The sequence below is a fragment of the Massilia horti genome (assembly GCF_004614195.1).
In the GTDB taxonomy this organism is placed as follows: Bacteria; Pseudomonadota; Gammaproteobacteria; order Burkholderiales; family Burkholderiaceae_D; genus Telluria; species Telluria horti.
The window spans coordinates 1-13,749 of record NZ_SPUM01000005.1; the positions used below are offsets into that span (position 1 = coordinate 1).

General features: G+C 61.4%; 13 protein-coding genes and 1 tRNA gene. 10 read left to right on the forward strand and 4 right to left on the reverse strand.

Annotated features, from left to right (window positions below; translation table 11 throughout):
* The 6 genes from E4O92_RS00705 to E4O92_RS00730 all read left to right on the forward strand — a co-directional run.
* A partial coding sequence (locus E4O92_RS00705; RefSeq protein WP_135187826.1) for an Hpt domain-containing protein occupies positions 1 to 249 on the forward strand: 249 nt, incomplete at its 5' end.
* Positions 250 to 310: 61 nt separating this feature from the next.
* Positions 311 to 1,024 (forward strand): response regulator, encoded by a 714-nt coding sequence (locus E4O92_RS00710; protein WP_135187827.1) that lies wholly within the window; start codon positions 311 to 313, stop codon positions 1,022 to 1,024.
* Between the two features lie 96 nt (positions 1,025 to 1,120).
* On the forward strand, positions 1,121 to 2,749 hold the full coding sequence (locus tag E4O92_RS00715; RefSeq protein ID WP_135187828.1) for an AMP-binding protein: 1,629 nt from the start codon (positions 1,121 to 1,123) through the stop codon (positions 2,747 to 2,749).
* A gap of 64 nt (positions 2,750 to 2,813) precedes the next feature.
* On the forward strand, positions 2,814 to 3,332 hold the full coding sequence (locus E4O92_RS00720; RefSeq protein ID WP_135187829.1) for a CCDC90 family protein: 519 nt from the start codon (positions 2,814 to 2,816) through the stop codon (positions 3,330 to 3,332).
* 126 nt (positions 3,333 to 3,458) lie between these two features.
* Positions 3,459 to 3,839, forward strand: coding sequence for a hypothetical protein (locus E4O92_RS00725; protein WP_135187830.1), 381 nt, complete (start codon positions 3,459 to 3,461; stop codon positions 3,837 to 3,839).
* Between the two features lie 34 nt (positions 3,840 to 3,873).
* Positions 3,874 to 4,404 carry a hypothetical protein gene (locus E4O92_RS00730; protein ID WP_135187831.1) on the forward strand — a complete coding sequence of 177 codons (531 nt, stop codon included), beginning with the start codon at positions 3,874 to 3,876 and terminating at the stop codon, positions 4,402 to 4,404.
* Between the two features lie 78 nt (positions 4,405 to 4,482).
* On the opposite strand, the gene E4O92_RS00735 is transcribed toward E4O92_RS00730, so the two are convergent.
* The 4 genes from E4O92_RS00735 to E4O92_RS00750 form a co-directional block, all read right to left on the reverse strand.
* Positions 4,483 to 6,174 carry a methyl-accepting chemotaxis protein gene (locus E4O92_RS00735; protein ID WP_135187832.1) on the reverse strand — a complete coding sequence of 564 codons (1,692 nt, stop codon included), beginning with the start codon at positions 6,172 to 6,174 and terminating at the stop codon, positions 4,483 to 4,485.
* A gap of 459 nt (positions 6,175 to 6,633) precedes the next feature.
* The gene (locus E4O92_RS00740) at positions 6,634 to 7,077 is read right to left on the reverse strand and encodes an STY0301 family protein (RefSeq protein WP_135187833.1); all 444 of its coding nucleotides are present in this window, start codon (positions 7,075 to 7,077) and stop codon (positions 6,634 to 6,636) included.
* Positions 7,078 to 7,214: 137 nt separating this feature from the next.
* A complete protein-coding gene (locus tag E4O92_RS00745) occupies positions 7,215 to 7,664 on the reverse strand; it encodes an STY0301 family protein (protein ID WP_135187834.1) in 450 nt (149 codons plus the stop codon).
* Between the two features lie 332 nt (positions 7,665 to 7,996).
* Positions 7,997 to 8,071, reverse strand: a tRNA-Arg gene (locus E4O92_RS00750).
* Between the two features lie 230 nt (positions 8,072 to 8,301).
* On the opposite strand from E4O92_RS00750, the gene E4O92_RS00755 reads away from it, so the two are divergent.
* The 4 genes from E4O92_RS00755 to E4O92_RS00770 are packed head-to-tail and all read left to right on the forward strand — an operon-like array spanning position 8,302 to position 13,627.
* A complete protein-coding gene (locus tag E4O92_RS00755) occupies positions 8,302 to 10,227 on the forward strand; it encodes an ATP-binding cassette domain-containing protein (protein WP_135187835.1) in 1,926 nt (641 codons plus the stop codon).
* Between the two features lie 57 nt (positions 10,228 to 10,284).
* On the forward strand, positions 10,285 to 11,013 hold the full coding sequence (locus E4O92_RS00760) for a CAAX prenyl protease-related protein (protein WP_135187836.1): 729 nt from the start codon (positions 10,285 to 10,287) through the stop codon (positions 11,011 to 11,013).
* A gap of 31 nt (positions 11,014 to 11,044) precedes the next feature.
* A complete protein-coding gene (epsL, locus tag E4O92_RS00765) occupies positions 11,045 to 12,235 on the forward strand; it encodes an XrtB/PEP-CTERM-associated polysaccharide biosynthesis outer membrane protein EpsL (protein WP_229482859.1) in 1,191 nt (396 codons plus the stop codon).
* A 9-nt stretch (positions 12,236 to 12,244) separates the two neighbouring features.
* Complete coding sequence (locus E4O92_RS00770; RefSeq protein WP_135187837.1) at positions 12,245 to 13,627, forward strand: undecaprenyl-phosphate glucose phosphotransferase; 1,383 nt, start codon at positions 12,245 to 12,247, stop codon at positions 13,625 to 13,627.
* Positions 13,628 to 13,749: the final 122 nt, after the last annotated feature.

Genomic DNA, 13,749 nt, shown 5'->3' on the forward strand with positions numbered 1-13,749 from the left:
GCCTTTGCCAGCGACGTGCCGCGTCGCCGCAGCGAACTGAAGGCGGCGCTGGACGGCGGCGACCTGGAGGCGGCGGCGCGCCTGCTGCACGGGCTGTGCGGCAGCGCCAGCTATCTGGGCGCGTCCGAGCTGCACCGCCTGTGCGGCGAGTTGGAGCGCGCCGCCAATGCCGGCGACATGACAGCCTTGCGCGCCGCGCTGCCGGACCTGATGCAAATGCTGGACAGGTTCGAGGCCGAATCCGCCTGAACCGGGCGCCGCATGGGCAAGGTTATAATCAAACATCTGCAATGGCGGCGTGGAGAATTCGATGAAGGTGCTGGTAGTCGATGACGATGTCGTGGCGCGCATGGTGCTGATGCATCTGGTCGACAGTTCAGGCAGTTTCGAGATTTTTGAGGCCGAGGATGGCGAGGACGCCTGGCGCCAGCTCGAAGACGGCCTGCGCCCGGCGATCACCTTCTGCGACCTGCGCATGCCGCGCCTTTCGGGCATGGAGCTGCTCGAACGGGTCAGGGCCGATGCGCGCCTGGCCGGCATGCCGTTCGTGCTGGTTTCGGCGGCCAGGGAGCGCGAGACGATGGAGGAGGCCACCAGCATGGGCGCCGACGGCTACATCGTCAAGCCGTTTCAGCCCGACCAGGTGCGCGGCCACCTTGCTGCGCTGGTGGGCGTGGGCTGTGTCGACGAACCGCCGGCGGCGACCGTGCTGCGCCTCGGGATCGATTCGTCGCGGCTGGTGCTGTACCTCGGTGGACTGCACAAGCAACTGGTGGCGGCGGGGCCGGAAATCGAGCAGTTGCTGGCCTGTGCCGATGTCGAGACGGCGCGCACGCGTCTTGCGCGCCTGCGCGAAGGCTGCCGGACACTCGGGCTGACCTGTGCCGCGCAGGGTTTCGCCGCGCTCGAAGGCCTGGCGCCGTCGGCGCTGGACGCGGCGCAGGTCGAACGCGCGCTTGACACCGCACGCCATGCGACACTGCTCCAGGGCGAGCGTGCACGCACGGTTCCTGCGGTATCGTAAGCCTTGTCGGGAATGCCCTTGCTGCCCAGTTAGTTTGAATTTAAAGTAGTTGTGAAGTTGCCGATCGTGAGGCTGACACCATTTACCGGGGTGACCATGACCCGTTCGACCGCAGCAGCACTAACCCCCTCGGCCTACGAGGACGGCTTCGCCCGCGCCAACCTGCCGCCGGCGGACCAGTGGCCGGAATTCCTGTTCGAACTGCCGGAGCTGAAATATCCGCTGCAGCTCAACGCCGCCGGCACCTTGCTGGACGGCGCGCTGGCCGCCGGCTGGGGCGAGCGTACCGCGCTGCTGGGCGCAAACGGGTCCTGGACCTACCGCCAACTGCACCAGCAGGCCGACCGCATCGCGCACGTGCTGCGGCAGGACCTGGGCCTTGTTACCGGCAACCGCGTGCTGCTGCGCGGCGCCAACTGCCCGATGATGGCCGCCTGCATCCTCGCCGTGATCAAGGCCGGCTGCATCGCGGTGCCGACCATGCCGCTGCTGCGCGCGCGCGAGCTCTCCGCCATCATCGACAAAGCGCAGGTGAATGCGGTGCTGTGCGCGGCCGGCCTGCGCGCCGAACTGGACGCCCTGGCGGGCAACTGCCCGCGGCTGCTTTCCTTTGACGACGCCAGCGACCCGCAAGGGCTGGAAGCGCGCATGGCGCGCCACGACGCGCAGTTCGAGACCGTCGCGACCGCCCTCGACGACGTATGCCTGATCAGCTTCACCTCGGGCACCACCGGCGTGCCAAAGGGCACGATGCACTTTCACCGTGACCTGCTGGCGATCTGCGACTGCTTCCCGCGCTCCACGCTGCGCCAGCAAGCCGACGACATCGTCATCGGCACGCCGCCGCTGGCGTTCACGTTCGGCCTGGGCGGGCTGCTGCTGTTCCCGCTGCGCGTTGGCGCGTCGAGCGTGCTGCTCGAAAAGCTCGCGCCCGAGACGCTGCTGGCCGCGATCGAACAGCGCCGCGCGACCGTCTGCTTCACCGCGCCCACCTTCTACCGGCAGATGGCGTCGCTGGCCGCGCGCTTTGACCTGTCGAGCCTCACCCGCGCCGTGTCGGCAGGCGAAGCGCTGCCGGTCGCCACGCGCGAGTTATGGCAGGCGGCGGCCGGCGTGCCGCTGATCGACGGGATCGGCGCCACCGAGATGCTGCACATCTTCATTTCCTCCGCCGGCGACGCAGTCCGTCCCGGCGCCACCGGCAAGCCGATCCCCGGCTACCGCGCCTGCATCCTGGACAAGGAAGGCAAGCCGGTCGGGCCGGGCGTGAGCGGGCGGCTCGCAGTCAAGGGGCCGACCGGCTGCCGCTACCTCGCCGACCCGCGCCAGCGCGACTACGTGGTGGACGGCTGGAACCTGACCGGCGACGCCTACGAGATGGACGCCGACGGCTATTTCCACTACCGCTCGCGCACCGACGACATGATCATCTCGGCCGGCTACAACATCGCCGGGGTCGAGGTCGAGGAGGTGTTGCTGCGCCATCCGGCCGTTGCCGAGTGCGGCGTGGTCGGGCGTGCCGACGAAGAACGCGGGCAGGTGGTCGAGGCCCATGTCGTGCTCAAGGACGGCTGCGAGCCCGGCGCGGAGCTTGCTACGCAGCTGCAGGAGTTCGTCAAGCGGCAGATCGCGCCGTACAAGTACCCGCGCTCGATCCGGTTCTGCGACAAATTGCCGCGTACCGAAACCGGCAAGCTGCAGCGCTTCAAGCTGCGCGAGGCCTGACGCCATAATCTGAACGACCGCATCGGGCAGTGATCAAAGCTCATGGCGATGCGCTGGACAGCGCGTGCGCCAAGGTTTTCACGATGGATACGGTTTGGATGGAATGGCTATGGCAAATGGGGAAATACCGGACGCAGCGGCGATCGGTGGCCAGACACCAGGCGGCAATATCGAGCGTCGATTCGCGGCGCTCGAAGCCGTGTTGCCGACCTTGATTGCCAAGGCAGATCTTGCCGACTTGCGCGCCGAAATGCGCGTGCAAACCGAACAGTTGCGCTCCCAGAACGAGCAGTTGCGTACCGAGATGCGGGCGGAGAACGAAAAACTGCGGGCCGAAATGCAGATGCAGGCGCAGCGCCTGGTGGGCAGCACGTCCAAATGGATGGCGGCGACCGTCCTGGGCCTGATCATCGCTTTTGCGGCTTTCTTCCTCGTCCTTGGCAACTTGCTCTTGACCGCGCCGCTCCCGGCTGAATCCGACCAGTCCGATATGCGCCAGCCGACGAGCATCTCGTTTTCCGTACATGGAAAATCAATCGCACACATCGTGCGGGTCATTCGAACGGTTGGCCCAGGAAAATAGCGCTTTCCTTCACGCGCTGGATTCAGCCCGGCGAACGGCCGTTGTTCGGATGGTCATCCAAGCATTTCACCAGATGTACTGGCGTCCGTTGTATTATTTCCGTTCAATAATCCGTTAGGAATTGCAATGCGATTTTTCCCGGTTCGCGCAACACTCGCGATTCTGCTCGCGCTCGCGGCGCCCGTAGTGTTGGGCGCACAAAGCGGGTCCTCGCAGAAGACGAGCGATTTGACCACTGTCGGTTCGCTGTCGGAACTGCCAGTCGACATCCTCGATGAACTTGGCGGTGTTGCCGCAATTGCCGACATCGGCGGCAATTTCAATCCGACCTGCGTGTCGCAGCCAGGCGTGCCGAATAGTCGTCTGGTGCGCGCTGCCATCAGTCCAAAGTTGGCGCAAATCACCGTCGAGCATGGTGGAATCGTCCGTTACGTCGAGACGCTGGAATTCAGAAAGCGCGCCGGCAAGTGGAAACTTGCGCAGCAGGCGAACGAAGCAGGGCGCTGAATGGAATGCGGTCAGAATAACAAAAGGAAGGGCCATGAAGAGAGCAATCCAACTGGCTGTCATAACTTGCCTGGCCGGTAGTGCCGGTGCCCAGGAAATTAAGCCGTATCAGGCGCAGGAAATAAAGCCGTACCGGGCCCAGGAGATCAAGCCTTACCAAGCGCAGGAGGTCAAGCCTTCTCGTCCAGCCAGCGAACCGCCCGGGCGCTCGGAGCGGCAGGGGGCCGCGGGCATGGCCGAGTTGATGGGGGCGTGGCAGTCCAGTGTTAGCGGGGCAGTGTGGACGTCGCCGTCATCGGTGCCCGGCTTTGACACGCTGCACATTTCGCCAGGCGCGCTGGCCGGGCTGCTGGTGATCTACCCGAATGGCACCTACATTTGGAATTCGTACGGGGGGAAGAAGGGACGCTGGACGCGCTCCGATAAGTCAGACTATCCGCTGGTGCTCGAGGATACAGTTGAGAACAAGCGTTGGTATGTCGGGTTGGACCAACGGACGCAGCGTCTCTACATTTGGGATGGCAACGCGATCTCGTATACCGCCAGGCGTCCTGCACAACAGTAAGAGAATAGTCTGGTAAGACAGTAATGCAGGTCGGGTCAAACGGCATAAGCGAATTTGACCTGACCTGCGACGCTCCTATCAAGCATCAACTGTAGCCTGTGCCGCTTGCCTTTCAGTGACATCGATTCGCGGCTCCCGGCGTTTGGACCGCGGTGCGGCCGGCAGCGCCCGTTCGCGCGCAACCAGTGCTGCAACCCGCGTTCCTGCCTGCGTCAGCGAGCTCGACGCCGATTGGTCGAGTTTGAACATGCCGACGGTTTGTGCGAGCGTTATGGCTTGGTCCTGCATGGCTTCAGCGGCCGCGGCCGCCTCTTCGACGAGCGCTGCATTCTGTTGCGTCACTTGATCCATCTGGGTGATCGCCTTGTTGACCTCCTCGATGCCGGCGCTCTGCTCCTGGCTGGCTTCGGCGATCTCGGCCATGATTTCCGTAACACGCTTGATGCTTACGACGATTTGATCCATCGTCGTACCAGCTTCGCTCACCAGCTTGCTGCCATCGTCAACCTTGTTGACCGAGTCATCGATCAACCCCTTGATTTCCTTGGCTGCAGCCGCCGAGCGCTGCGCCAGATTGCGCACCTCGCTTGCGACGACGGCGAAGCCGCGCCCTTGTTCACCCGCCCGCGCCGCTTCGACCGCTGCGTTCAGGGCCAAAATATTGGTCTGGAACGCAATGCCATCAATCACGCTGATGATGTCGGCGATTTTTCGCGACGCTTCGTTGATCGAACCCATGGTATCGACCACCTTGGATACCACATCGCCACCCTTGGTCGCCACGCTTGACGCCGCGATGGCCAGTTGATTGGCCTGGCGCGCATTGTCCGTGTTGCGCTTGACGGCCGAGGTAAGCTCTTCCATGGACGAGGCAGTTTCTTCCAGCGAAGACGCCTGCTGCTCGGTTCGTGACGACAAGTCCTGATTGCCCGACGCGATCTGGGACGCTGCGGTCGAGATCAGTTCCACGCCCGAGCGAGTCTGGCTGATGGTCTTGAACAGGTTGCTATTCATCTGCTGCAGCGCTCGCTGCAATTGTCCCATTTCGTCGTTGGAGGTAATCGTGATGTGGCTCGTCAAGTCTCCGGCTGCGACGGTCTCGGCGGTGGTCACGGCCACTTGCAGCGGTTGAACGATTGAACGGGTAATCAGGAAGGAAAATCCAATGCCGATGAGCGTTGCGAGTGAGCCCAGCGCTGCCATGATGACGAAAGCTTGCCGGGAAGTCGCGCTCAGCTCTTCGCCGCTTTTCTTCATTGTCGCTTCCTGGTACTCCACCATATTCTTCAGCGCGGCCAGGTAGGCGCCTTGCGTTTTGTACTTCTCGCCGTACAGTACGTTTACCGCTTCGTCAAATTTATTGGCTAATCCGAGCTGGACCACCTCATCAGTAAAACTCAGGTAGGCGGCGCGCGTTTCAGTCATCAGTTTGAACAGTTCACGTTCCTGTTCGGTTCGAATGCCATTTTCGATCACCTTGATCAAGTCCCCCATCTGCGCGATGTCCTTGTCGAGCGCAGCCTTGTTGGAGGCGAGCGATTTTTCGTCGGACCTGAGAATGATGTTTCGGACGACGCGCGCAATGTCAATGCTGAGATATGAAAGGGTCTGCGTTGCAGCCGCCTTCGGGTACACCACATTGATGGTTTCGCTTCCGGCTTTTTCCTGACTTTGCAGGCGAGTGATGCCGACAAAGCAGATCAGCATGATAAATACAATGACGACGCCGAATGCCAGCGCCAGCCGTGATCCGCATTTCAGATTTTTCATGGGCTTATAATTCTCAAGTGATCAGGTGGACAGTGCTTCGAGATTCAGTCGGATGACATGGACATGTCATTACGCTTGTGCTTACAAAACCGCCTCGCCCCAGCGCCACCGGGTTAGGGTTCGTGGCTGTGCGAGCTTAATAGGACGGAAATATAGTAGGTATTTCCCTACAGCACAATTCCAAATGCCAAATTTATTGCTTTTCAGTAAAAACAATAGGTAGAAGGAACCATTCAATTCCTCGAGGATTATCGAAGACTCGACTTAATGTTGGTGGAATAGCAAGTAATCCTTCAAGGATTCCTGCGGCGATGAAAGAAGGGTAGTGGGGCGCAAGAACGGCCGGCTATCTCCGCACCAAAGTTCAAGTGACATCGATGAGATGTCAGGACAGGCAGTTTCCCGTTGGGTAAGCTATGATTGTCGTTACAACTTTATTGTTATCTTCGCATCGACGTTCTACTTGCAAACGGCTGTTGCTGTCCAGACACTAGGGTAACCCACTGCCTTAGTCTCCCTAAGCTGCACGACACACTCACTGAACTTCGGATCGATCTGTTCCCACCTGTCAATTGTCCCGCTGGTTGCCTGATCCTTTGGGCTCAACTCATTGCCCCCGTACACGCAAACGAGCCATTTTTGGTCGTGGAGGAAGTTGAACCCTATGTCGAGACCGCCCTTCACCTTCCTAATGTCCGGTACCATTTCCTGTTGGGCATACAGTTCACCGCTTACCATGTAGGCGTTCGACAGGCTGGTCCCTTGAATACGACCTATAATTTTACGGTTTGACGATTCATCAGAAACAGTTATGTTCTTGGTCGGGTATCGGTCGGGGCATTTGAGCACGCCTGCATAGGCTGTTGATGACAGCACGAGAGCTGCAAATAAAAAGCTTCTCATGGCACCAGCACGACATAGAACTCGTCGGCCCTGTTAGAAGGTGTATCAAACCTTGGGAACTTTTGCTTGAATGCGGGGGTAAGGATAGCCATTCCTCGCTCACCGGTTTTTTTCCGCTGCCATTGGTGGTCTGGTCCTCATTCCAGCATTACCGGGGGCGGAAGCGCTTTGCCTTTGCAAGTGGCGATAGCTGTCCACCCACTCGCGCCTCTGTTGTTGGCCTTTTTCTCCCTGATCTCCAAATCGCAAACATCGATGAAGCGGTCCAGCCGCATCCACCAGTTGCGGCCACCGATAACCTGTGCGCCGCTGATGGCCGTTCCATTGACGCGTTTCCCGCCGTACTGGCACACGAGCCACCTGGGCGCTTCCTCGGGAAAGTTGTAGTGAATGTCCGTGCCACCTTTGATCTGTTCAATGTCCCCGTGCATCACACCGTTGCCATGGAGTTCACCAAGGTACATCGTGGCGTTGGACAGGTGAACGGCAGGTATTGCCTTGCTGGGATAGTAGTCTGGACACTTGTAGACCTGCGCAACGGCGGTAGCGCAGGAAAGCATTAAGGCTACGATTATCAATGGTTTCATGGCACGACCACCACGTAGAAATCGTCTGCCCGATTAGATGGGGTGTTGAATTGCGGGTATTGCGATGGTAGGGGGCAAGTACGGATTGTTGCTTAGGTGTGCCTAGGGAACGTTGGCGGCTATCAATACAACCAATGAGTGGAATCAACGGCGTAAGTACTGAAGCTTAGGCGAATAAATAGCATTACTAGGCAACGGTAGCGATTGGAAGGAACGATAGGGGGAAGGGAAAGCTACCGAATCAGGTTTTAGCCTGTGCCACCGCTGGACGTTCAGTAAATAGCTAATATTGACGTAAGTCGTTGAACGTGAAGGGAGTTTCGTAGAGGATTTGGTCCCCCCGACTGGAATCGAACCAGTATCCCACGCTTAGGAGGCATGTGCACTATCCATTGTGCTACGGGGAGGACGCTCGCGCCGCGCGAGGCGGGCACAACGCAGGCAGGGGCCTGCAGTTCGGCGATCGGTCCCTGCACTGGGGCAGGCCGGTATCGTGAACAGACCGCAATTATAGCCGAGGATTGTGCCGGGAATGGAAGTCCCGCCCGTTCACTCGGTACAATGATCGTTTCTTTTCAATTTTTGGACTTGGCCGCACGCATTGGGTGCGCGGCCGGCCCATGTTTTAGACCTCATTATGGCAGTCATATCCCTCACGTCCGCGCAACTCGCGTTCGGCCACGTCGCGTTGCTCGACCATGCCGATTTTTCCCTCGAAGCCGGCGAACGCGTCGGCCTGATCGGCCGTAACGGCACCGGCAAGTCGTCGCTGCTCAAGATTATCTCCGGCCGTTCGCGCCTGGATGACGGCCTGCTCGTCATGCAGCAAGGCTTGAAGATCGCTTATGTTGAACAGGAACCGGCGTTCAATCCCGATGACACCGTGTTCGATGCGGTCGCCGCCGGCATGGGCGAACAGCAGGCGATGCTGGCCGAATACGAATCGCTGACCGGGCAATTTGGCCAGGGCAGGGACGAGGCCGTCATGGAGCGCATGCACGTGCTGCAGGCCAAGCTCGATGCGTGCGACGGCTGGCAACTTTCCAACAAGGTCGCGACCACGCTGGACCGGCTTGGCCTGGATCGCGATGCGAAGATGGGATCGCTGTCGGGCGGCATGCAAAAGCGGGTGGCGCTGGCGGTGGCGCTGGTGGCCAGCCCGGACGTGCTGCTGCTCGACGAGCCGACCAACCACCTCGATTTCAAGTCGATCATGTGGCTCGAGGGCCTGCTGCGCGAATTTCGCGGCTCGCTGCTGTTCATCACCCACGATCGCAGCTTCCTCGACAACGTCGCGACCCGCATCGTCGAACTGGACCGCGGCAATCTGCTGTCTTTCCCCGGTAACTTCAGCAAGTACCAGGAGCGCAAGCGCGAGCTGCTGGCGGTCGAGGAAGTCGAGAACGCGAAGTTCGACAAGTTCCTGGCGCAGGAAGAGGTGTGGATCCGCAAGGGCGTGGAGGCGCGCCGCACCCGTAACGAGGGCCGCGTGCGGCGCCTGGAGGCGCTGCGCGAACAGCGCGTGGCACGGCGCGAGCAGCAAGGCCAGATCAGGCTCGACGTGGCCACCGGCGAGCGCTCCGGCAAGATTGTCGCGGAACTGGAGAACGTGTCCAAGAGCTTCGGCGACAAGGTCGTGGTCAAGGACTTTTCCACGATCATTATGCGTGGCGACAAGGTCGGGCTGATCGGTCCGAATGGCGCCGGCAAGACCACTTTGCTCAAGATTATCCTCGGCGAGGAAACCGCCGACAGCGGCACGGTGCGCCTCGGCACCAGGCTGAACGTGGCCTATTTCGACCAGATGCGCGCCCAGCTCAATGAGGAAGCGAGCCTGGCCGATACCATCTCGCCCGGCAGCGACTGGGTCGAGATCAATGGCCAGCGCAAGCACGTGATGAGCTACCTGGGCGACTTCCTGTTCGCGCCCGAGCGTGCGCGCTCGCCGGTCAAGTCGCTTTCCGGCGGCGAGCGCAACCGGCTGTTGCTGGCGCGCCTGTTCGCCAAGCCGGCCAACTGCCTGGTGCTGGACGAGCCGACCAACGACCTGGACATCGATACGCTCGAGCTGCTCGAGGAATTGCTGGAGGATTACACCGGAACCGTGTTCCTGGTCAGCCACGACCGCACCTTCCTCGACAACGTGGTGACCCAGGTGATCGTTGCTGAGGATCAAGGACTGTGGCGCGAATACGTCGGCGGCTACAGCGACTGGGAGCGCGTCAAGGCTGCGGCTCCGGCACCAGTGAAGAGCGTGGCCACGCCGCCCAAGGCGAGCCCGGCCAAAAGCGGGGATATGTCATCTACCGCACAGAACGCATCTGGCAAAAAGGTAAAGTTGAGCTACAAGGAACAGCGTGAGCTGGAGGCGTTGCCCCAGCTCATTGCAACCCTGGAAGAGGAGCAGTCGGCGATCACGGCCCAGCTGAACTCGCCCGACTTCTACAAGACCGACCCCGCCGAGGCGGCGCGCATCAGCGCACGCTATGCCGAGATCGATGACTTGTTGCTCGATGCCCTGGAGCGCTGGGAGCGCTTCGAGGCGCGCGCCAGGGGAGAGTAGCGCATGAAATAAGGTAAGCAGGCCAGGCGCCTGCGGAAGGGCCGAGGATGGAGAGCCATGACAAAACATGACGAACCGCGAATCGTATCGGCCCCCGTAGCCGGCGCACCAGTCGAAGGCCCATTGCTGGGGCGCGCCGCCTGGGTGCGCGTCCTGCCGTTCGTTACCTACGTATTCTTCATTGTCGCCGCGGACGTGCTCGAACGTCTCGGCCTGTCCAGCGCCGATCTGCGCTGGCTGTATCCCATCAAGATCGCAGCGGTCGCGCTGCTGCTCGCCCTGTTCTGGCGACACTACACGGAACTCAAGCTTAGCCTGCCCGGGCCCAGGGTGGCGCTGGTCGCCGCCGCGGCCGGGGTCGCCGTCCTGGTCCTGTGGATCTCCCTCAATGCCGATTGGATGATCGTCGGCTCACCCTCCGGATTCGACCCCCGCAACGATGGCCAGCTCGACTGGGCCTGGATCGCCGTGCGCCTTGCCGGCGCGGCCCTTGTCGTGCCCGTGATGGAAGAACTGTTCTGGCGCTCGTTCCTGATGCGTTCGTTCGAAGCCGCTGATTTCCAAAGTGTTGACCCAGCGCAAGCAGGACTAAAGAGTTTGGTGGCCACAATCGTCCTGTTCGGGTTTGAACACAATTTGTGGCTTGCCGGCATGGTTGCCGGCGCAGTGTACAGCGCGCTGTATATGCGCCACCGCACGCTCTGGTCGCCGATCCTGGCGCATGCTGTGACCAATGGGTTACTGGGCATCTGGGTCATCGCGACAGGCAGCTGGTCGTATTGGTGATTTCCCGTTCAGAGAAAGACTAAGAAAAACTATGTTCAATTCTCGCCTGCACCCTCTGGCCCTGTTGATCGGGGCGTTTTGTTCCGCCGCCTGGGCGGGTCCGAATGACGCCCTGCACGTGTATGGCGGCGTCGGCTTGGCCCATGACGACAACCTGTTGCGTGTCCCTGACAACCAACCGGCCTTCGACAACACCCGCGGCGATTGGTGGAAGATGGCCGAGGTCGGCCTGCTGTTCGACAAGACCTACAGCCGCCAGCGCATCGAGGCGGTGGCCAAGCTGTCCAAGGTCAAGTTCAACCACTTCAAGCAGCTTGACTACGACGGCAAGGACGCGCAGGCGACCTGGCACTGGCAGCTCGGCAATCACCTGGAAGGCAAGCTGGGGGCGCTGTACAACCAGGTGCTCGCGCCGTACACCGATTTCCACAGCAGCGAGCGCAACCTGCGCACGGAGCGCAAGGAATTCTTCGACGGCGCCTGGCGCTTCCACCCCAGCTGGCGCGCCCGCGCCGGGGCATCCACCGACAAGTACACCTACGAGGCGTCGAGCCAGCGCTTCAACGACCGCACCGAGGATACCTACGAACTGGAGGGCGACTACCTGCCCGCGAGCGGCAGCACGGTCGGCCTGGTGCTGCGCAAGATCAAGGGGCGCTATCCGAACCGGCGCCCGATCGGGCAGGTGTTCGTGACCGACGACTTCACCCAAAATGAGGTCAAGGCGCGTGTGAGGTGGCTGGCCACCGGCGCCACCGAGATCGAGGCGCTGGCCGGCTGGGCGCGGCGCGACCAGCCCTCGTTCGGCGCGCCCACGAGCGGCTTTAACGGCCGCGTCGGCGCGAGTTACAAGCCGCGCGGCAAGGTCCGCTACAACGCCGCGCTCTGGCGCGACTTTGCCCCGATCGAGAGCTCGCTCGTGAGCTATACCCTGAACAAGGGCGCCAGCATCGGCGCGAGCTGGGAAGCCACCGGCAAGATCACGGTCGACGCCAACGCGATCTACGAGCGCCGCCACTACAACGCGCGGCTCGCGCTCCCCAGTTCCGGCGAACTGACCGACGCGATTCGCTCGGCCAGCCTGCAGGCGAAGTGGGCGGTGCGCCCGGCGATCCAGCTTTCGGCCGGTTTCGTGCACCAGTCGCGCACCGGCTCGGTGACGCTTGGCACCGGCAGCTTCAAGTCGAACAGCATCGCGTTCAACGCCAGCGCGCAGTTTTAAAGAGCGACCATGACCGTCAACGATATCCCGCTGATCTCCTTCTTCCAGCGCGTCCTGGACCCGCTGATCATCATGGGCACGCTGTACGTGTCCTCGATGGTGTTCGAGGAGCCGTTCTCGGGATATTCGCTGGTGCTGATGATCCTGGCCTTCTTCATCTCGTCGGCCGTCTACCAGCACATCGACCCCTACCGCACCTGGCGCAGCGGGCGCATGCTGGCGTACGCGCGCGACACCGTGTTCGGCTGGTGCGTGACGATCGCGGTGCTGCTGTTCCTTGGCTCGGCGAGCGGCCTCAAATACTATTACAACGAACGGGTGGTGCTGGCGTGGTTCGTCTCGGTGCCGGTGATCCTGCTGTTCTCGCACATCGCGGTGCGGCGCGCGGCGATCCATCCGTCCAAGGCCACCGAGGTGCGCTCGGTGCTGGTGGTGGGCGCCAACGACGTGGGCGTCAAGTTCGCGCGCATCTGCGACCAGCATCCGAACCTGTTCATGCAGGTGCGCGGTTTTTTCGACGACCGCGCCGACGGCCGCCATCCGCGCCACCTGCCGCATCCGATGCTGGGCAAGATGAACGATATCGCGGCCTACGTGCGCGAGCACAACATCAAGATGATCTTCATCAGCCAGCCGATCTCGGCGCAGCCGCGCATCCGGCGCCTGATCGATGAAATGCAGGACACCACCGCCTCGGTCTACTTCCTGCCCGACGTGTACATCTTCGACCTGATGCAGGCGCGCTTTGACAACGTGGGCGGCATGCCGGTCATCGCGATCTGCGAGACCCCGTTCATGGGCCTGAACAGCACCATCAAGCGCGCCAGCGACATCGTGGTGGCCAGCGCGATCCTGATCCTCCTGGCGCCGCTGATGCTGGCGGTCGCGCTGGCGGTCAAGTTCACTTCGCCCGGACCGGTCATCTTCCGCCAGCGCCGCTACGGCCTGTACGGCGAAAAAATCATCGTCTACAAGTTCCGCTCGATGACGGTGGCCGAGGACGGCGACACCGTGGTCCAGGCCAGGAAGAACGACCAGCGGGTGACCAGCATCGGCGGCTTCCTGCGCCGGACCTCGCTCGACGAATTGCCGCAGTTTATCAACGTCTTGCAGGGGAGGATGAGCATCGTGGGGCCGCGGCCGCATGCGGTCGCGCATAACGAGCAGTATCGCAAGTTGATCAAGGGCTACATGCTGCGCCACAAGGTCAAGCCGGGCATCACCGGATGGGCACAGGTCAATGGCCTGCGTGGCGAAACGGCTACGCTCGACAAGATGGAAGCGCGCATCCAGTACGACCTGGATTACCTGCGCAACTGGTCCCTCTGGCTGGACCTGTGGATCATCCTGAAAACCGTCAAAGTGGTTCTAACGCGCGAGAACGCGCACTGAAAATCATGAAACTGCGCCACGTCCTAGAGCTCTTAAGGCCGCCTTAAACCCGGCCGTTCAATCGAAGCGCCGCTTGCAGGTCGGGTCAGGCTGCGTAGAATAATTGCTGAGTTTGCAACTTT